Origin of the sequence: Pseudomonas mucidolens (genome assembly GCF_900106045.1) — a bacterium.
In the GTDB taxonomy this organism is placed as follows: domain Bacteria; phylum Pseudomonadota; class Gammaproteobacteria; order Pseudomonadales; family Pseudomonadaceae; genus Aquipseudomonas; species Aquipseudomonas mucidolens.
This window is the reverse complement of the sequence record NZ_LT629802.1, coordinates 3,310,795-3,329,610: the sequence shown is the minus strand read 5'-3', so window position 1 is coordinate 3,329,610 and position 18,816 is coordinate 3,310,795. Positions and strand designations below refer to the sequence as shown.

Sequence of the window (18,816 nt, the reverse complement as noted above, 5' to 3'; positions counted from 1 at the left end):
TTTTTTGATCGGAGAACCCTGCCATGGACCTGCGTTTCTGGACTGTACTGTTTGGCCTGACGCTGCTACCGACCTTGTCCGTGGCCGCCGGCAAATGTGAGCGTCTGATCGTGACCGGCAGCCCGGACGCGCCACCCTACTTGTGGCGCGATCCCCAGGATCCTACCCATTTGATTGGCGCCAATGCCGATGTGCTGCAGCAAGTGGCCAAGGAACTGGGGCTGAAAATCGATCTGCTGTACGGTGGTAAACGCTCACTGGCCCTGGACGAAGTGCGCAGCGGGCGCATGGACCTGCTGGCGGATGCACCGCTGAGTCTCAACGAGCTGGAAACCCTGGACTATGTCTATCCGGCGCTGATGCACGCAGATTATCGAGTGTGGACCCGCATGGATTCGCCGCTGGTCTACAACGGGGCCGCTGACTTGCATGGCTACAAGGGCGCTGTATCGGAAAAGGCGCGCCTGGGTCGGGCTTTTGAAGCGTTCGCCGGGGAGCATTTGACCCTGCAGCGCATGCCCACCCTGACCCCGGCCTTTCAAAAGTTATTGTTGGGTGAAGTGGACTACGTACTTGCCGAGCATTATTCCGGCATCGCCCTGGCCCAGACTCTGGGCATGAGCAACGATCTGATGGCGCGTGAACTGCCTATCACCCAGCCGGGCCTGCACCTCGCCATTTCCCATGACTCTGCCTGCAATGATCCGTGGTTGCGCGGACAGCTCGCAAAAAAGATGACAGAATTGTCCGCGTCCGGCCTGACGGAAACTGCGTTGCAACGCAACCTGGAGCGCTGGAAACTGCAATTGCAGCAACCCGTCAGTGCCCCAACAAAGTAGGGATTTTTAGTGATTATTCGACCTCTTTTCGCCGCCCTCGCCGTTGTAACGCTGGCGGGCTGTGCCGCAGATCCTGCGCCGAATGAACAAATGCGCCTGACCCGACAGGCGCTGGAGCAAGCCGCGGCGGTCGGTGCCGTCGTTGATGACATACCGGAGTTGAAACTGGCCGAGGGCAAATTCGCCCAGGCCAACGCCGATATGGCTGATGAGTCTTACAAGGAAGCCCGCATGCAGGCTGAACAAGCCGAGTTGGATGCCCGTCTGGCCGAGGCCCGGGTACTGACGCAGAAGAGCCAGGAACAGTTGAACGTACTCGACACCCGTATCACCCGCTTGCGCAAACAGTTGGGAGACGCCCAATGAGTCCGCTGATTCGAGGGTTGAGCGCTGGGGTATTGCTGGCCAGCGCGGTGCTGGGCGGTTGCGCCAGCCACTCCGACAGCGCTACTGCGCTGCAGCAGGCGGGCAATGACTTCCAGAAGGTCAAGGAAGACTCCAATGTGTTGCGTATCGCGCCCAAGGATGTCATTCGGGCCGGTGAATCCCTGGCCCGCGCCGATCGCCTTTCCAGCTACTGGGGCAGCGGTGCGGACGTGGTGCACTACGCCTACCTGAGCCAGCGCTACAGCGCGATCGCCCGGGAACATACCAATCTGGCACTCAACGAGGAGCGCGGCGCCAAGCTCGAATTGGAGCGCCAGCGCCTGCAATTGGCCTTGCGTGAAACCAAGCTGCTGAGCGTGCAGAAACAGGGCAAGTGGCTTGAAGAACAGATTGCCAGTCTGACCACCCAGACGGATCGTGGCTTGGTGATGACCTTGGGTGACGTGTTGTTCGATACTGGCGAAGCGGAATTGAAAAACTCCGCCAACCGCACGGTCTTGAAGATCGTCCAGTTTCTGCAACTGAACCCCAAGCGCGTGGTGCGCATCGAGGGTTACACCGACAGTACCGGCGGCGAGCAGGAAAACCTCAAACTGTCCCGGAACCGTGCCCAGGCGGTAGCGGATATGCTGGTGGACCTGGGGATTAATGAAAAACGCATCCAGGTGGAAGGCTACGGCGATCAATATCCGGTAGAAGTGAACGCCTCGGAACGAGGGCGCGCGCAGAATCGCCGGGTCGAAATCGTGTTTTCCGACGAGAAAGGCCGACTGGGCGCTACCCGTGGATAAAAGCTGATTGCCCGTGCAGGCGTGCGCTCGCTCGCGGCTACAGGACACCGTGTAGCCTATAACCCGATCACTGATCGGGTTTTTACTGCCTGCAATTCAGTGCTCAACCCCCACAGTTTTTTCTATCACTGTCGCTCATCCTCGACTATTGTGACGACTGTCCCCGTACACTTCTTAACTGTGCCGGTATGTTTCACACAAAAATAAAATACCCGTGAAATCGAGTGCTGCGTCATGACCAATCTTTTGCTGTACCAACGGATCGCCCAGCAACTGGCTGAGGATATCCGACGTGGTGTCTACCAACCCGGTGAGCGTGTGCCGTCGGTGCGTAAGATGAGCTCCCAGCTTAACGTCAGCCACGCCACGGTATTGCAGGCCTACGCCAACCTTGAGGACCAAGGCTTGATTCGCGCACGGCCACAGTCTGGGTACTACGTCCACCAGACCCCGGCCCTGACCGCACCGACGCCGGATATCGCGCGGGTCGAACGTCCTGGCCTGGTAACCCGCAGCAGTATTATCCAACAGGTATTGGTGGAATCTCGCCGCGAAGGTGTGTTCCCGTTGGGCGCTGCCGTGCCGAGTGTCGACTACCTGCCCGTCAGGGCGCTGCACCAGCAACTGGCCAAGGTCACGCGCTTCCAGAGCCCTCGGGCTTTCAGCTATATGTTCAGCCCCGGTTTTGAGCCGTTGCGTCGCCAAGTGGCGATCCGCATGCGGGATGCCGGCGTGGTGGTCGACCCTTCCGAGGTGGTCATCACCCACGGTTGTGTCGATGCATTGCAGATGTCGCTGCGGGTGCTGACCCGCCCGGGTGACCTGATCGCGGCCGAGTCACCGACCTATTATGGTTTGTTGCAACTGGCCGATTTATTGGGGCTCAAGGTCATCGAGATTCCCAGCGACCCGGTCACGGGCATGAGCCTGGAGGCGCTGCAACTGGCGGCCAACCAATGGTCGATCAAGGCGTTGGTACTGACCACGCGCCTGAGCAATCCCCTGGGTGGCACCATGCCCGAAGAACGGCAGAAACAGTTACTGCGCCTGGCTTCGGATTTCGATATCCAGATTGTTGAAGACGATATCTACGGCGAACTGATGTTTGAGCTGGGCCGGACCAAGGCGCTGAAAGCCTATGACCGGCTGGACCGCGTGATTTATTGCTCGAGCTTTTCCAAAACCCTGTCACCGGGCGTTCGTATCGGCTGGATGATTGCCGGCAAGTACCAGCAGGAAATCCAGCGACTGCAAATGTTCAGTACGCATTCGGCGTGCAGCGTCACCCAGATGGGGGTGGCGGCGTATCTGGAGAACGGCGGTTACGACCGGCACCTGCGTTACATCCGGCAAGAATACCGCAAGAACCTCAGCGCCTTTCAACTGGCCGTGCAGCAGTATTTTCCTGAAGGTACCCAGATGAGCCGTCCGACCGGCGGTTTTATCCTGTGGGTCAGTCTGCCGGGGCGGGTCAATGCCCAGGAACTGCATGTGCGTGCTTTGCAGCAAGGTATCAGCATCGCACCGGGACTAATTTTCAGTAATACGGAACAGTTCAACCACTGTATTCGCCTCAATTGCGGTACACCGTGGAATCGCGAGGCCGAGCGGGCATTGATGACCCTGGGAATGCTGGCGAGCCAGCTATGTCAGGAGGCAGCGGGCGGTTTTTGAGCCTTCAAGAAGGGGCGAAAGCGATAGCAAGGCACTCACCGCGCTTGTCATGCAGGGCTCAACAAGCGAGCATATGGCCTTCTGCCGTTAATGCCGTTGGCGATATGACCTCTACTCTTTCTGCCGCGCTGTTGATCTGTCTGGTTAGCCTGTGCAATGTCGCCCCTGCGGCGCAGCTGTTGCTGGCGGCGAATGCCGAGCAACAGTCGGCACCCGCGAAAAAAACGGTTCAGGCAAAAAAGAAAACGCCGGTAAGAAAGAAAGCAGCAGTGAAAAAGCGAGCACCCATCGCCAGCAAATCCAAGTCTGCCCGTGAAGTGGCCCGGACCAAGCTTGCACCCGTACAGTTGGACCTCCGCCTGCCTCAGGAAATGGTCAGGCATTTGCAGCCCCTCGGCACGCTGCCGCAACCTAAGAACACGCCGTTGTTGCCGCCGATGTTCAGTGAGAAACCGCTGGATAACAGCGCCTTCGAGATCAATGGGCGTCTGCTCAGCAACGAAATGCAGTTGCAAATGCGCAACGACGAGCGCCGGGACGTCGAGGGCGCGGCGCTGGATTTTCAGTTCAGGAACTAATTTTCACTGCTCAAGTGACGCGAGCCGTCGACCATCTGTCGCAGACTGGTCGGTCACTTTTGTTTTATGCGAAAAACCCCTGTTAGGCCAATTTTAAACAGATGTTTAAGGGCGTACTCTAGCCTGGCCATCAATACTTTGTCGTCGAGGACCTGCCGGTCATGAAATGCCGTGAAGGCTGTGGCGCATGCTGCATTGCCCCCTCCATCAGCTCGCCGTTGCCTGGTATGCCCAATGGCAAACCGGCGGGCGAACGCTGCCTGCATCTGTCTGTCGAACAGCTGTGCCAATTGTTTGGCCGGCCGGAGCGGCCTGCGGTGTGCGGGGCTTTCGCGGCGGATCTCGAGGTCTGTGGCACCAGCCAGGAAGAAGCGATCAAATTGATCGGCTGGTGGGAGCAGATGACGGCGGCTTAGAGGGCTTTAAGGTCAGAACTTCAACAATAAAGGAAGACAACAATGGGTTCGCTGAAACGAATGGCTGTGTTGTGCGGTTTGACTGTTTTGTTTACGGCCGCGGCGCAGGCTGAAGATTGGCAAGTTGCCAAGGATGAAGAGGGTATCAAGGTTTCGTTGAGTGAAGTGGCGGGTTCCAAATACAAGGCTTATCGCGGCGTGACGCTGATCAAGGCGCCATTGGCCAAGATCCAGGCCTTGCAGGAAGACGTCTCCGGTGCTTGCGCCTGGATCCATGAATGCAAAGCCCAGACACTGGTCGATCATAAGGGCGGCGAGAGTTGGACCTACACCCAATTCAATGCACCGTTCCCGGTAACCGATCGTGACTCCTACATACATGTCACGACCACCCAGGGCGCCGATGGCAGCCTGACCCGTCAGTTGAAAGGGGTGCCCAGCTATAAGCCGCCAGCAAAAGGTTATGTACGTGTGTCCCAGGTCGAAGGCTTCTGGAAACTGCTGCCTAAAGGCGCCGACCAGACCGAAGTGATCTATCAGGTTCACACCGAGCCAGGCGGCAGCGTGCCATCCTGGTTGGCCAACAAGTTCGTGGTCGAGGCGCCTTTCAATACGTTGAAAGCCCTTAAGGAACGCGCCGAAAAGTAAGCCCGGCCGATGCGGTGCCTCCAGCCCTGAGTGGAACGATTTCCCACCCCTCGGGGTCAAGATATCGGTAGGCCCATCCATGGGTTTTATCGAGGAGGCACTGATGCAAAAGTGGCAAGTCACCTTCGTTGATGATCATGGCGATCAGTCCGTGGAGCAGTTCACCTGCAAACAACAGCCCAGCCTCGAAGAAGCTGCGCAGATGATTCGCGCCAAGTTGCTGCCGATAGCCGCCAAATTGGACCTCAATGACCTTGAAGGCCGTACCGACGAGCCCACGGTCAAGAACCTGAAAAACCAAAACAGCATTCAAATTCTCGACATCACGCCTGTCTCCTGAACATTCCCTGTACGTCGTTAGTGCGCCTCTGGTGGAGGTGATAGCTTCGCGCTACTCTGCAGGAGAGATCAGCGAATGAATCGCTAAGGTCTGGTCTTGTCAGCTACATGCTTGTTTTCCTGCGGCGATCTCATTGCCGTTATTCCGCGCCGTTCACGTGCGGGTACTGGGAAGCACGGAAAGTCTATCCATCGGTTTTAGGAGGACGTTTCATGAGCACAGCCTATCAAGAAGACATCAGCACCAACGTGTTGCGCCGCATGAAAGAGGGCGGCTTTGATTTCTCACGTTTCCACCCTATCGAGTTCTACGCCATTTTTCCGGATGAGGAACGGGCGCGCAGGGCAGCGGGTCGATTTCGTGGGGAATCACTCAATGCCCAGGTCAGCGCGCGGGATGACGGCGCCTGGTTTCTGGAGTTGAGCAAAGTGATGTTCGCGACCTACGACGGCATAGGAGACTTTGAGCAAGACTTTGAGGCGGTGGTCGAGCCTTTGGGTGGGATCATTGAGGGATGGGGCGTGAAGCAGGAGGTGCGTGGCTTGCCCATGTAATCGTGCAGTGAAAAACACAGCGTATCGGCTGACCTTCGGGTTGGCCGTTTTTGTTTCTGGCCTGGGGAGACGCGCGATACCGATAATTCCAGGTGAAAAATCCCGCATAAAAAAAGGCCACCCGAACAGGGTGGCCCAAAGGGAAGAATGGAGGTAATCAGTACAACGCAACCAAGCTACCGACAGATCAATCAGTTTGGCTGTAGAACGAATTCGATTCAGCGTATGGGGATAATTATCCGCGGTTGCTGGCGCGCAGTAAAATCAACTCTGGCTATACCGGTGATAGACAAAGCCTGCGTCTGTTTGAAGCTTGGAGGACGGCGCTGAAGCGTTTGCTGCACCAGGCGGTGCAACAGTATTGCTGGTTAACGCTAACTGATTGATATCTGGTCATATCCCGCTGGAACGGGCCTTGCTATGGAAGTCAGGGACAGGCCCTTGTGACAAGAAGTACCGTATGACCCGCGCTTATTACGATGAAATGTACGATGAGGCCGGTCAGGTTCGCCCCCATTATCGCGAGTTTGCCCGTTGGTTGGCCCAAACCCCTGCCGAGCTGCTGGCTCAGCGCCGGCGCAAAGCCGATTTGCTGTTTCTCCGCGCCGGTATCACCTTCACCCTGTACGGTGACGAGCAGGACACGGAGCCGGTGATTTTGGTGCAGCAGCAATAGTGAGAAGCACCTCGCAAGCGCAAGGTGAGCCTCTACGTAATACTCGACCGCGGAATCTACGCGCGCACGCTTTCAGGGTTGTTTGCGGCCGGCCATATGCTTCAAGTATCCCAGCAGCCGCTCCAGATCGGCATCTGGCAACACACTGGTCGTGAAGGCTGGCATCTTGGCCTGCGGCCAATGCCTCAGGCTTTGCGGATCGCGAATATACCGCTTGAGGAAATCGCCGCCGAAATATTCGGTCGGACTGTAGGGAATGTTCAGGTCCGGCCCCATCTGAGCATCACCCGCGCCGTTCAGCCGATGGCATGCCAGGCAGTTCTTCTGAAACAGCGCAAACCCCAGGTTGACAGGGTCATCGGCTGCGAGCGTCGGGTCCGGCAATAACGCTGGGAACCGCTCGGCAACGGTCTTCAACTGTTTGATTGTCGATAGCTGGAACGGCCATTGCTCGGGGCTGATATGACCCGCTTGCGGATCGGTCCAGACCAGGTAGAAGGGGCCCGCGCTGTGCTGACCGTTCCCCAGCAGCGGCCACGGGTGGGCCGGATCTTCTACCGCCAGCCAGGCACGGGCGCCGTTTTTCTGCAGCAGCGGCGCGGCCGCCAGCTCGGCGGCAAAGCCATCGAGAGCGACCGCCTGCAGGTGATTTTGCGCCGTGATGCCCGGCAATAATTCCGCCAGAGGAACCGCGCGATACCTCATCTCACGTTTGTAGGAAACATCTTTAGCGATGTGCACGGTTTGCGCGCTCGAGTGTTTCAGCAGCTCGGCTGTTTGCCAGGTTTTCTGGGTGTGGTCCAGCTCGATGGTCAACTGCGCGGCACCGGCCGGCAAGGCCAGAATCAACGCCACGAGCACAATGATCGGTTTCAAGGGGAAGCCCATGTCAAGGGGGGAGGCGGCTTAACCATACCGCAAAGCCACGCAAAAACGGCACGCAAAAAGACAGCGCCTGCGACGGGAGTGCTCTAAGCATATCCCGGCAGGTGCTGCCAAAGGTTGCAAGGCTGATGCGGCATGCGCACCGGCACAGAATGGATGAGTTACCCGATGATCTTGGTCAGATTGGGCAAAATCAGAATCAGGGTGGTGGCGAAGAGAATGAGCCCCGCCTGGCGTACTTTCGATTGTTTGAACATGGCTGACTGCCTTTTGTTGTTATTCCTGAGCGTCAAATGCGCCGGTGCGTCTCCATCAAGTAGCCACGTTAGAGAGAATACATGGCACTTTTCTTACAGCTGCTCCAGCAAGAACCGGCACCAGCCTCTTACGGCTCTTACAAACTCAACCTTAGAGTCCTTGTGCTTCGTGGCTTAGATCCCTTTCATATCAACCAAGATTGAAATCCTCTTAAAACGGAATGAGGCACATAGCCATCCATGCGGCAGCCCCTTCGCTAGACAGCTAAAACGTTTAATCAGCGGTTTACGATAGGACCCTACCGTTCGTCTGAGCGTGGTCGTCAAGGGCAATGAGCGCTTCGGTCATTGAATCTGGCTTTCGGGCGCTTAAGGTAAGAGCACGGTCGGCTCTCCTCTTGAGGGCTCCATTGCACAGTGGTTCGAGGACGTCATGACTCAAGCTTTGATCTTTGATGCGATACGCACGCCCAGGGGCAAAGGCAAGGCCGATGGTGCCTTGCATAGCGTCAAACCGGTGAATCTGGTGGCTGGCTTGCTGAACGCGCTGCAACAGCGCAGTGGCCTGGACACCCGGCAGGTGGATGACATTGTGCTTGGCTGCGTCACGCCAGTCGGGGACCAGGGCGCCGATATCGCCAAGACAGCTGCGTTGGTGGCCAATTGGGACGTCAGCGTCGCCGGTGTGCAAATCAACCGCTTCTGCGCCTCGGGCCTGGAGGCGGTCAATCTCGGGGCAATGAAAGTACGCTCCGGTTTTGAAGAGCTGGTGGTGGTCGGTGGCGTCGAGTCCATGTCTCGTGTTCCCATGGGCAGCGACGGCGGCGCCTGGGTGCTGGACCCGCAAACCAATATGCATAGTCACTTCACGCCCCAAGGCATAGGCGCCGACCTGATCGCCACCCTCGAAGGTTTCACTCGTGAGGATGTTGACGCCTTTGCCCTGCACTCACAGCAGAAAGCGGCGAGGGCAAGATCGGACGGTTCCTTCAATAAATCGCTGATCCCGGTGCAGGATCAGAACGCTATCGTGTTGCTGGCTCAAGACGAGTTCATTCGTGGCGATTCCACCCTCGAAGGCCTGGGCAAGCTCAAGCCCAGCTTCGAAATGATCGGCCAGATGGGCTTTGATGCGACGGCGTTACGGGTCTACAGCCATGTCGAGCGCATCCACCATGTCCATACACCGGGCAACAGTTCCGGGATTGTCGATGGTGCGGCACTCATGTTGATTGGCTCCGAGGCCAAGGGCCGAGAGCTGGGCCTGCAGCCACGGGCGCGGATCGTCGCCACGGCGGTGACCAGCACCGATCCGACCATCATGCTCACCGGTCCGGCACCCGCCACCCGCAAAGCCCTGGCGAAGGCCGGTTTGCGGGTCGAGGACATCGATTTGTTCGAAGTCAACGAAGCCTTTGCCTCGGTGGTGCTCAAGTTCATCAAGGACATGGGCATCGACGCTGCCAGGGTCAACGTCAACGGTGGCTCGATAGCGCTTGGCCATCCCCTGGGGGCAACGGGTTGCGCGATCCTTGGCACACTGCTCGACGAGCTGGAGGCCCGCCGCCAGCGTTACGGCCTGGCCACCTTGTGCGTGGGCGGTGGCATGGGCATCGCTACGATTATCGAACGCCTCTGAGCCTAAGGAATTTGTCATGAACGACGCCATTCGTTACGAAAAAGACCAGGACCAGATTGTGGTGCTGACCCTCGACATGCCCGGCCAGAGCGCCAACACCATGAACGCGGTGTACCGCGACGCGATGGCGGCCACCATCGCCCGCCTGGAGGCGGAAAACGACTCGATTGCCGGGGTTATCATCACGTCGGCGAAAAAGACCTTCTTCGCCGGTGGCGACCTGAATGAACTGATCAGCGTCGACAAACCTCACGCCAAGGCCTTCTACGACATGGTTCTGGGTCTGAAGGCGCAGTTGCGCAGCCTGGAAACTCTCGGCAAACCGGTGGTGGCGGCGATCAATGGCGCGGCCCTGGGCGGAGGTTGGGAAATATGCCTGGCGTGTCAGCACCGGGTGGCACTGGACCATGCATCCGTCCAGATCGGCTTGCCGGAAGTCACTCTTGGCCTGTTGCCGGGCGGCGGCGGAGTGGTGCGGATGGTGCGTCTGCTGGGCCTGGAGAAGGCCTTGCCCTACTTGCTCGAAGGTAAGAAAGTCTCGGCGCAGAAGGCCTTGCAAGCGGGCTTGGTCGACGAATTGGCGGGGGATCGCGATGAGCTGCTGGCCAAGTCCCGGGCCTGGATCCTGGCCAATCCAGCGGCCCAGCAACCCTGGGATGTCAAAGGCTATCAGATCCCTGGCGGCACGCCGTCGAACCCTAAAGTGGCACAGATGCTCGCCATCGCACCGTCAATCCTGCGAGCGAAAACCCACGGCTGTTTTCCGGCCCCGGAGAAAATCCTGTGTGCCGCGGTGGAAGGCGCACAGGTGGGTTTCGACACCGCGCAGCTGATCGAAACCCGCTACTTCACCGAACTGACCACCGGCCAGGTCGCGAAGAACATGATCGGCACCTTCTGGTTCCAGCTCAATGAAATCAATGTGGGGGGGTCACGTCCCCAAGGTGTTGCGCCGTATGTGACCCGCAAGGTGGGCATCCTCGGTGCCGGGATGATGGGCGCGGGGATTGCCTACGCCAGTGCGTCGGCGGGCATCGATGTGGTGCTCAAGGACATCACGTTGGCGGCGGCGGAGAAGGGCAAGGTGCATTCGGCGATGTTACTGGAGAAGAAGGTCGGTCGTGGGCAATTGACTGCCGAACAGCGGGACAACATCCTGGCGCGGATTCATCCGACAGACGCCGACGCTGAGCTGGCCGGTTGCGATTTGATTATCGAGGCGGTGTTTGAAGACCGTGAACTCAAGGCCCGGGTCTCGGCGGCCGCGCAACGCGCAGTGGGCGTTGATGCGGTGATCGCCTCCAATACCTCGACCTTGCCCATCAGCGGCCTGGCCACGGCTGTGCCTGACCCGGGCAAATTCATCGGCCTGCATTTCTTCAGTCCGGTGGACAAAATGCCGCTGGTGGAAATCATCAAGGGCGCCCGCACCAGTGACGAAACCCTAGCTCGAGGTTTCGATTTCGTACTGCAAATCAAGAAAACCCCGATTGTGGTGAATGACAGTCGAGGTTTCTTCACCTCACGGGTGTTTGGCACGTTCACCCATGAAGGCATCGCGATGCTGGGCGAAGGCGTGGCCGCACCTTTGATCGAGACCGAGGCGCGCAAGGCGGGTATGCCTGTCGGTCCGCTGGCGGTGTCCGACGAAGTGTCGCTCAGCTTGATGAGTCATATCCGTCAACAGACGGCCAAGGATCTGCAGGCGGAGGGTAAGCCATCGCCCGAGCATCCGGCATTTGCGGTGATCGAGCTGTTGCTCAATGAATACAAGCGCCCGGGCAAGGCCGCAGGTGGCGGTTTCTACGAGTACCCAGTCGGTGCGCAGAAACATTTGTGGCCGCAGCTCAAAAGTCGATTTGAAAAACCCGATCAACGCATTTCGCCGCAGGATGTACGCGACCGTTTGTTGTTTATTCAGGCCATTGAGACAGTGCGCTGCGTGGAGGAGGGAGTATTGATGTCCACCGCCGATGCCAATGTCGGGTCGATTTTCGGTATCGGTTTCGCGGCGTGGAGCGGCGGGGCGCTACAATTTATCAATCAATACGGCCTGAACGACTTTGTTGCCCGGGCGCGCTATCTGGCCGAGCAGTACGGTGCGCGATTCACCCCACCGGCCTTGTTGTTGGAGAAAGCTGCGCAGAACACGACCTTCTGACGTTTTTGGACATGTGCGGGGCTTGCCTTGTAGGGGTATTTCAAGGCAGGCTCTGGGGTGTTCATTATTCCCATCGCCGTGTCAGGTATTTTTTATGTCGCTACGCGTCTGCATTCTGGAAACCGATATCCTGCGTCCCGGACTGATCGATCAGTACCAGGGTTACGGGCAGATGTTCAAGCAGCTGTTCTCCAAGCAGCCGATTGCAGCCGAGTTCGTCGTCTACAACGTGGTGCAGGGCGAATATCCGTCAGACGACGAAGTGTTCGACGCGTATCTGGTGACGGGCAGCAAGGCCGATTCCTTCGGCACCGATCCGTGGATCCAGACCCTCAAGACCTTTCTGCTGCAGCGCTACGAGCGCGGCGATAAATTGCTTGGCATCTGCTTCGGTCACCAGTTGTTGGCACTGCTGCTGGGCGGCAAGGCCGAGCGCGCAAGCAAGGGCTGGGGCATCGGCACCCATGACTACAAGCTCAATGCCAAAGCGCCTTGGATGAGTCCGGTGGTGGAAGAGCTGACGCTGTTGATCAGCCACCAGGACCAGGTCACCCGTTTGCCGGTAAATGCCACGGTGATTGCTTCCAGTGATTTTTGTCCGTTTGCTGCGTACCACATCGAAGACCAGGTGCTGTGCTTCCAGGGCCATCCGGAATTTATCCACGATTATTCCCGTGAGCTGCTGGAGATTCTTCAGACAAACCTGGGCGAAAAGGTTTACACCAACGGTGTCGCCAGCCTGGAGCGTGAACACCACGGCGCCACCGTGGCGGAGTGGATGATGCGTTTTGTGGCGAATAAGCCTGAGCAGGCCTGATCCGCCCCGACGGGGGTCGACTTATAGCCACCCCGAACGCTTGAAGCTGACCCACAGTCCCGTACATCCCACGGCAATGAACCCCAGCACCGCAAAATAACCGTAATGCCATTGCAGCTCAGGCATGTTCTGGAAGTTCATCCCGTAGATCCCGGCCACCGCCGTGGGAAACGCCAGGATTGCTGCCCAGGCCGCAAACTTGCGCTGCACCACGCTCTGGCGTGAGGCTTCCAGCAGTACGCCAATCTCGATGGTCTGGCTGGCGATGTCGCGCAGGGTGGAGAGGTCTTCCATCTGACGCGTGACATGGATCTCCACATCGCGAAAGTACGGGCGCATCTTTTTATCGATAAACGGAAACTTCAGTTTCTGCAACTCTTCGCTGATCTCTACCATCGGTGCCACATGACGCCGCAACCGCAGCACGTCGCGTCGCAGGCTGTGAAGGTGGTGGACGTCCCGTTCATTAAGGGAATTGCACAGCACATTGCGCTCCAGTGCGTCGATCTCGGCATGAATCGCCTCGCTCACCGGCTGGTAGTTCTCGGTGACGAAATCCAGCAGTGCATAGAGCACGAAGTCTTCGCCGTGCTCCAGCAACAGTGGCCGCGCCTCACAACGCTGGCGGACATAGCCGTAGGAAGCCGAGTGACCGTTGCGCGCCGTGATGACGTAGCCATTGCCGGCGAAGATATGGGTCTCGATAAACTCCAGCTTGCCTTCCTCTCGAACCGGTGAATAGGTCACGATAAATAACGCGTCACCAAACGTTTCGAGCTTCGGTCTGCTGTGTTTTTCCAGAGCATCTTCGATGGCCAGTTCATGCAGGTTGAACTGGCGTTGGAGGTCGGACAGTTCCTCGGCATCCGGTTCTTCAAGGCCGATCCACACAAAATGGCCAGGTTTGGCCGCCCAGGCGGCGCCTTCCTCGAGGGTGATATCAGTGATTTTTTTCCCGGCGCTGTAAACGGCTGCGGCAACAACTCTACCCATAATGCTGATCGCTTCTTTTTTGAATGACGGATAAACCTGGCAGGTTGCTTAGCTTGCTCTGGATTATCAGAGTCAGCAATGTCCACGAGGGTTCACCGACAATAAAAAGCCCGCGCTGTGCGCGGGTTTCGATCAAAGGGTTTGCAGTTGCCGATCCATATCCTCAATGCACACGACCATCTGCTCGCGGCAGGTTTCCATCAACCGAGGCATGTCATCCAGCGTCAATCCGGCCGTAGGAATCGCCGGCAGTGAACGAATCAGAATGTCGCCGCTGTTCCAGCGATTGAGCTTCATTTGCTTCACATAAGTGCTGACGCAGACCGGCACAATCGGTACCCCGGCGGCGATCGCCATCTGGAACGCGCCTTTCTTGAAGGGCAGCAAGGTATCACCCAAATTGCGCGTACCTTCCGGGAACACCCAGATCGACGTGTCTTCGTGCTGCAACGTGTGAGTGGTGGTCAACATCGAACGCCGGGCTTTCTGCGCATTGCCGCGATCGATCAGTACATTACCCGCCAACCAGAACAACTGCCCGAACAGCGGCACCCATCTCAGACTCTTCTTGCCGATACAGACCGTGCGGTAAGGCACCACGGTGCCAAACACGAACAAATCATAATTGGACTGATGATTGGCAATGATCACGCAGCTGTTGGGTTTGTCCCGCAACGAGTCCACGTGTGGCTTCACCCGCAAGCGCAGTATCCACATGGCGGGCAGGGCGTAGAGCCGTGCGCAGAGACGGCTATTGTCCGGGTTGAACGGTCGGCAGATTCCAAGCAGCACGCCGAGTCCGCCCGCCACTAGAAAATGCAGACTCATCAATAACATGCGTAAACAGTAGAGCATCGACACAGACCATCGGGACAAAAGGTGGCGCAGTGTACGGATGTGCACTGTTTTCGGCAATTACCCCGGTAGAGGTAGGAGATGGCCGATGTTTAAGCGCATGTTTCAACATATACCGATAAATGCGATCTAGCGGGGATGTAAGAGGTTCGGGCGGGAGGGTAGGAAAAAGCTCGACATCAGCGTCTAGAGTGGCCGATTGCTCGTTTGGCGAAGCGACAAGCCCTAATGCCGTTCAGTTAAGCCAATATCGATCATTGTAGGAGCGAGCTTGCTCGCGAAAAACCTCAACGATAACGCGTTTTTCCTGGATAAACGCGGCGCCTATGAGTTCTTCGCGAGCAAGGGCTAGGCGCCCCCCTCGCTCCTGCAAAAGCCTTAACGGAACGGCATTAGGACAAGCCCGCTCGCCACAGGAGGCGTGCAGCTACTCACGGTGAGGCTACATCAGCCCAAGTGTTCCTGGTCCTGGATGATCGCGTTATCCAACAGCTCCAACAGTGCTTTACGCACCTTCAATTTAGTGTGCTTGTGGGCGCTCATATTGATCTTCTTCAACTGTCGCGCCGCTTCCAAAGCAGCTGCCTGCAGTTCCTCCGGCGCCACCAGCTTGTCGAGGAAGCCCGCGTTCACCGCGTCTTGCGGGTTAAACATCTCGGCATTGATCACTGAACGATGAAACGCCGACTTACGCAGGCGATCCCGCGCCAGTTCGATCCCTGCGTGGTGCATGGTCATGCCAATCATCACTTCATTCAGGCCAATGCTGAACGGCCCGTCGACGCCGATTCGGTAATCCCCCGACAACAACAGGAAAGCGCCCTTGGCCACTGCGTGGCCAGGGCACGCAACGATCACTGGGAACGGGTGCGATAATAAGCGCCGCGCCAGCGTGGAGCCGGAAGTCACCAGGCTGACAGCTTCTTTCGGGCCCGCCGTCATCACCTTCAAATCATAACCGCCCGACAAAATCCCCGGCTGACCGGTAATGATCACCACCGCGCGATCTTTCTCGGCCTGATCCAGCGCTTCATTAAACGCACTGACCACCGCAGGGGAAATGGCATTGACCTTGCCGTTGTTCAAGGTCAGGGTCGCGATACCGTCTTCGAGGTGGTAGGCAATCAACTCACTCATGACGCGATTCCTTGTAATCCGTGTAATAGAAGTGCAGGCAACAGACGTTACCCAGCATGCCCGTCCTGGTAAAGCGCCATGACTGACTGCTCAGTCAGGCTTTTGCCCTTGCATCCTGCTCGGAACAGGCCATGGCGGGGCAAAGCAGCCGCAATAGACGCGTAGCACCGGGCCTTGAGAATGGCAGAATCGCCGTACTTCCTGGCGCGCCAGAAGCGCTGCGTCCGTGATAGCGGTCTAAGCGCATGAAAATTCTGAAAAAAACCTTTGCCATCAGAAAAGCTTTCGACTACATTAGCGCGCCTCGACAGACTGAATCAGTTTGACGAGATACGGTGAAGTGTCCGAGTGGCTTAAGGAGCACGCCTGGAAAGTGTGTATACAAGAAATTGTATCGAGAGTTCGAATCTCTCCTTCACCGCCATATTCTACTGAAAAGCCCCGTTTTTACGGGGCTTTTTTGTGTTTGGTTGTTTTGTTCCCCCATTTGTTCCCCCATGTGGATTTTCCAGTAATGTCCGGGTCTTGGGGGCTCACAGCTAGCCCTTCTTTCTACTCTCCAGCTTAACCATATTCGTCTGCCAACCTCTGCAAGTCGAAGGGAGGCATCGGCATGCCGATCCTTCGATGTGAGAATAAGCCCGGTGCATGCGCTCACCGGCTCCGATGCTGGTGATGGCTGCTTAATTTTCGTTGGGCAACGCATAGCTCAAGGCAATGATGGCGTTCATCGTCTTCACTTTCTTTAGGCGCTTTTCCACCTCTTGCCTGATCTTTTCCTGGTCGCCATTAAACGGTGGGTGTTCGCTCTCCATGGCTAGCTCCCACATGACGAGCTGCTCTGTGGCGCGCTCCAGGTGCTTCATCGTTTGTTCTAGCTGAGCGTTGGCTGCTTCCAAAGCGAGTTCTGAGCGTTTGCGTTCCAGCGTCAGACTGGTCTTGAAGCTCTTCTCGCGCTCGGTGTGTTTTCTGGCGGCCCACTCAGCGTCGTCAATGAGCGTGGTGATGACTGCTGTCTCCGTGACCCAATTGGCCTTGGACAGGCGAGAGAGATTCGCTCTAGTCGAGTTTGGGAGCGAAAAGGTGCACGGCTTTCTGCTGTTGCTGGCTGAGCGATATCGGTGTTGTCTCAGCGCATTTTTCAAGCGTGTTACAAACTTTAAACCCTCGGTTGTCTGCTCAAAGTCGGCGATATCCACTACTACTTGGTCGTAACCCTCCACCTTTCGGCGAGCAAAACGCTCTGTGTTGCCGCGCATTCTCGCGTCGGCATGCCTGCTGATGTACTGCTGCACCCATCGCCATTCGTCACCACTTCTGCGTAACCATTTCAGTTCATTCCTATCTTTGATCATTGCTTCAGTCCACCAGCGTTGTGCGGTTTTTGCGGGTGCGCGTTTTTCGAGTGTATCAGTTATGGTAATGTTACTGTCGCGTTATGAGTAACGTTATTGTACAAATACAATATTTTATATAGGGTATAAAAACTGTTAATTAATGATGTGTGTTCCAGCCTATGAAGCTTCTTTCTCAGCTATTTACTGCGTCGCTCGAAGGTGCGGGTCCAGAAATTCGGTTTGTTTTTGAGCTGCTCGCGGCTGACGCTGCACGCACGGCGGGCGATGCTGAGGGCTACAGAGCTGAGGCGCTTGCTAAGCAGTTTCGGTTGTCTCAAAAGCTGGTAAGCGACGCCTTGGGGGATTTAGTGCGTTTAGGTCTGGTAGTGCGAGAGCGCTCACTGTCGGAGGGTAAAGGTCGACCTGCGATCACCTACGCGCTCTCTCCGATGGTGGTGCAGACGCTGAAGGCCAGCGGACCGGTGTATGGGATCCACACCGAATTGCTCGAATGCCTATTGTCTGGCGCACCCATCGAGACGGAAGTGCCCGGCCTTCAGTCGCGCCCTGCAAAACAGCGGATAACTGTGACCAAGGCGGGGAGGCCGGCCCCACCGGGGGCGAGCAAACAGCTGAGTGTGTGCAATCGGTTGTTGTTCGCCACATTGCTGGCGCGTGCGGATCACTGTGGTGTGGTCAGCGGGGCCGGAGGGCCGGAGTTGCGGAAATTGACGGGCTTCGACGAGGCCAGTTTGAAGCACCGCCTGCGGCGCTTGATGGACCTGGGGTTGATCCGTCGTTGTGTGCCAGGGGTCTCAAGCTCGATTTTCGCCAGGGCTAGAGTCAGCAGTACCTATTTTTTGAATCTGAACCCCGGCTTCGGGTGCCCTAGTCACTGCACGGTCATGGTGCATCTGGCGTGGGACGGGGAGGCCAAGCGATTTTCCCACACCGATAATCTGCGGGATGACGTCGTCGCGTATTCAAGTGGTAGGAGCGATTGGGAGTTATCGACGCCGCTGTGCGTTATTCGCTTTCTGGTGGGGCAGCGATCACGTGTTTACCCCGTCCTCCAGAGCATGCTGTATCGATATGCCTCCTTTTTACTGTCCCGACACTGGTCTGCTCTTTTTCCGGGTGCTTACCTATGGGACGACGAGCTCTACGCAATGATCAGATCTGATTTTCGCCAGCCTGTCATGAAAGTGGCCGGTCAAGACACTACAACTGATCCAGATGGTCGGGAGGCCGAATGGGTGGAGATCATCGAGCATTTCTACAGGCTGACCCATGAGATCGCCCATGAGTTTCGCAGTCGCTTCGGTCAGGCCGGTTCTCTGCCGCTGGATGGGGTTCAGATGAGCGTACTCCCCGTAGCCGACGACCTTGGCTATAAGGCCATCACTCTGGTGGTCAATTCGCCCCCGGCTAGCGCAAAGACGTTTGTCTGGCTAGAGGAGGAGCTGCGTGGCGTGGTCAAGCTTCGAACTCCGACCACGGAGTCTGAAGTTTACTTACAAAATCGCTATGACTTTGGGTTGCTCATGCCGCCCAAGTGCAGGGCTGGGAAGCCATAAGTCATTTTTTACCGAACCTCCCCATCCTCTGAACGAACAGAGGAGCCCCGTTCATGAGGATCATCCGCCTGAAAGACGTCATCGATTCGACCGGCCTGGGTCGGTCAACCATCTATAAGTACATCGCCGAAGGTGCCTTCCCGAAGCCAGTCTCTCTGGGAGAACGCAGCGTTGGCTGGGTTGAGGGAGAGGTGCACGACTGGATTCTGGCCAGGATCGAGGAGCGCGATCTGGCTGAATGAGTTGTGGCACGGA

19 protein-coding genes, 1 tRNA gene and 1 pseudogene are annotated in these 18,816 nt (G+C 57.2%); 16 read left to right on the top strand and 5 right to left on the bottom strand.

Annotated elements, in window-relative coordinates:
- Window positions 1-23 precede the first annotated feature (23 nt).
- The 10 genes and pseudogenes from BLU75_RS15320 to BLU75_RS15275 form a co-directional block, all read left to right on the top strand.
- Entirely contained in the window at window positions 24-839 is an 816-nt protein-coding gene (locus BLU75_RS15320; RefSeq protein WP_084378985.1) for a substrate-binding periplasmic protein, read from the top strand.
- Between the two features lie 9 nt (window positions 840-848).
- A complete protein-coding gene (locus BLU75_RS15315; protein WP_084378984.1) occupies window positions 849-1,205 on the top strand; it encodes a DUF4398 domain-containing protein in 357 nt (118 codons plus the stop codon).
- The gene (locus BLU75_RS15310; protein WP_084378983.1) at window positions 1,202-2,017 is read left to right on the top strand and encodes an OmpA family protein; all 816 of its coding nucleotides are present in this window, start codon (window positions 1,202-1,204) and stop codon (window positions 2,015-2,017) included. Before BLU75_RS15315 ends, BLU75_RS15310 begins: the two co-directional genes overlap by 4 nt.
- Before the next feature lie 234 nt (window positions 2,018-2,251).
- Complete coding sequence (locus tag BLU75_RS15305) at window positions 2,252-3,691, top strand: aminotransferase-like domain-containing protein (protein WP_084378982.1); 1,440 nt, start codon at window positions 2,252-2,254, stop codon at window positions 3,689-3,691.
- Between the two features lie 104 nt (window positions 3,692-3,795).
- Window positions 3,796-4,269, top strand: a complete 474-nt coding sequence (locus BLU75_RS15300; protein ID WP_084378981.1) for a translation initiation factor 2 — start codon at window positions 3,796-3,798, stop codon at window positions 4,267-4,269.
- 161 nt (window positions 4,270-4,430) lie between these two features.
- The gene (locus BLU75_RS15295) at window positions 4,431-4,685 is read left to right on the top strand and encodes a YkgJ family cysteine cluster protein (protein WP_084378980.1); all 255 of its coding nucleotides are present in this window, start codon (window positions 4,431-4,433) and stop codon (window positions 4,683-4,685) included.
- A 42-nt stretch (window positions 4,686-4,727) separates the two neighbouring features.
- Complete coding sequence (locus BLU75_RS15290) at window positions 4,728-5,333, top strand: START domain-containing protein (RefSeq protein ID WP_084378979.1); 606 nt, start codon at window positions 4,728-4,730, stop codon at window positions 5,331-5,333.
- A 103-nt stretch (window positions 5,334-5,436) separates the two neighbouring features.
- Window positions 5,437-5,673 (top strand): hypothetical protein, encoded by a 237-nt coding sequence (locus BLU75_RS15285; RefSeq protein ID WP_231982568.1) that lies wholly within the window; start codon window positions 5,437-5,439, stop codon window positions 5,671-5,673.
- Window positions 5,674-5,885: 212 nt separating this feature from the next.
- Window positions 5,886-6,227: a ribonuclease E inhibitor RraB gene (locus tag BLU75_RS15280; RefSeq protein ID WP_084378977.1), complete on the top strand. Its 342-nt coding sequence runs from the start codon at window positions 5,886-5,888 to the stop codon at window positions 6,225-6,227.
- Window positions 6,228-6,687: 460 nt separating this feature from the next.
- Window positions 6,688-6,885: pseudogene (locus BLU75_RS15275) on the top strand (circularly permuted type 2 ATP-grasp protein); the annotation flags it as partial.
- 90 nt (window positions 6,886-6,975) lie between these two features.
- On the opposite strand, the gene BLU75_RS15270 reads toward BLU75_RS15275, so the two are convergent.
- A complete protein-coding gene (locus BLU75_RS15270; RefSeq protein ID WP_084378995.1) occupies window positions 6,976-7,779 on the bottom strand; it encodes a c-type cytochrome in 804 nt (267 codons plus the stop codon).
- 699 nt (window positions 7,780-8,478) lie between these two features.
- On the opposite strand from BLU75_RS15270, the gene BLU75_RS15265 reads away from it, so the two are divergent.
- The 3 genes from BLU75_RS15265 (at window position 8,479) to BLU75_RS15255 (ending at window position 12,662) form a co-directional block, all read left to right on the top strand.
- Entirely contained in the window at window positions 8,479-9,684 is a 1,206-nt protein-coding gene (locus tag BLU75_RS15265) for an acetyl-CoA C-acetyltransferase (protein ID WP_084378976.1), read from the top strand.
- 16 nt (window positions 9,685-9,700) lie between these two features.
- Window positions 9,701-11,845 (top strand): 3-hydroxyacyl-CoA dehydrogenase NAD-binding domain-containing protein, encoded by a 2,145-nt coding sequence (locus BLU75_RS15260; protein ID WP_084378975.1) that lies wholly within the window; start codon window positions 9,701-9,703, stop codon window positions 11,843-11,845.
- 94 nt (window positions 11,846-11,939) lie between these two features.
- Window positions 11,940-12,662 (top strand): amidotransferase, encoded by a 723-nt coding sequence (locus tag BLU75_RS15255; RefSeq protein ID WP_084378974.1) that lies wholly within the window; start codon window positions 11,940-11,942, stop codon window positions 12,660-12,662.
- 21 nt (window positions 12,663-12,683) lie between these two features.
- Here BLU75_RS15255 and BLU75_RS15250 read toward each other — a convergent pair whose 3' ends face one another.
- The 3 genes from BLU75_RS15250 to BLU75_RS15240 all read right to left on the bottom strand — a co-directional run bounded on the left by BLU75_RS15250 (window position 12,684) and on the right by BLU75_RS15240 (window position 15,647).
- The gene (locus BLU75_RS15250; protein ID WP_084378973.1) at window positions 12,684-13,655 is read right to left on the bottom strand and encodes a magnesium and cobalt transport protein CorA; all 972 of its coding nucleotides are present in this window, start codon (window positions 13,653-13,655) and stop codon (window positions 12,684-12,686) included.
- 132 nt (window positions 13,656-13,787) lie between these two features.
- Window positions 13,788-14,510 (bottom strand): lysophospholipid acyltransferase family protein, encoded by a 723-nt coding sequence (locus BLU75_RS15245; protein ID WP_084378972.1) that lies wholly within the window; start codon window positions 14,508-14,510, stop codon window positions 13,788-13,790.
- 447 nt (window positions 14,511-14,957) lie between these two features.
- A complete protein-coding gene (locus tag BLU75_RS15240; protein WP_084378971.1) occupies window positions 14,958-15,647 on the bottom strand; it encodes a crotonase/enoyl-CoA hydratase family protein in 690 nt (229 codons plus the stop codon).
- 334 nt (window positions 15,648-15,981) lie between these two features.
- On the opposite strand from BLU75_RS15240, the gene BLU75_RS15235 reads away from it, so the two are divergent.
- Window positions 15,982-16,071 (top strand) — tRNA-Ser (locus BLU75_RS15235).
- Window positions 16,072-16,330: 259 nt separating this feature from the next.
- Here the strand turns inward: BLU75_RS15235 and BLU75_RS15230 are convergent.
- On the bottom strand, window positions 16,331-17,002 hold the full coding sequence (locus BLU75_RS15230; RefSeq protein ID WP_084378970.1) for a hypothetical protein: 672 nt from the start codon (window positions 17,000-17,002) through the stop codon (window positions 16,331-16,333).
- A 161-nt stretch (window positions 17,003-17,163) separates the two neighbouring features.
- Between BLU75_RS15230 and BLU75_RS15225 the strand changes: the two genes are divergently transcribed.
- Window positions 17,164-18,561 (top strand): hypothetical protein, encoded by a 1,398-nt coding sequence (locus tag BLU75_RS15225; RefSeq protein ID WP_084378969.1) that lies wholly within the window; start codon window positions 17,164-17,166, stop codon window positions 18,559-18,561.
- Window positions 18,562-18,614: 53 nt separating this feature from the next.
- Entirely contained in the window at window positions 18,615-18,803 is a 189-nt protein-coding gene (locus BLU75_RS15220; RefSeq protein WP_084378968.1) for a helix-turn-helix transcriptional regulator, read from the top strand.
- Window positions 18,804-18,816: the final 13 nt, after the last annotated feature.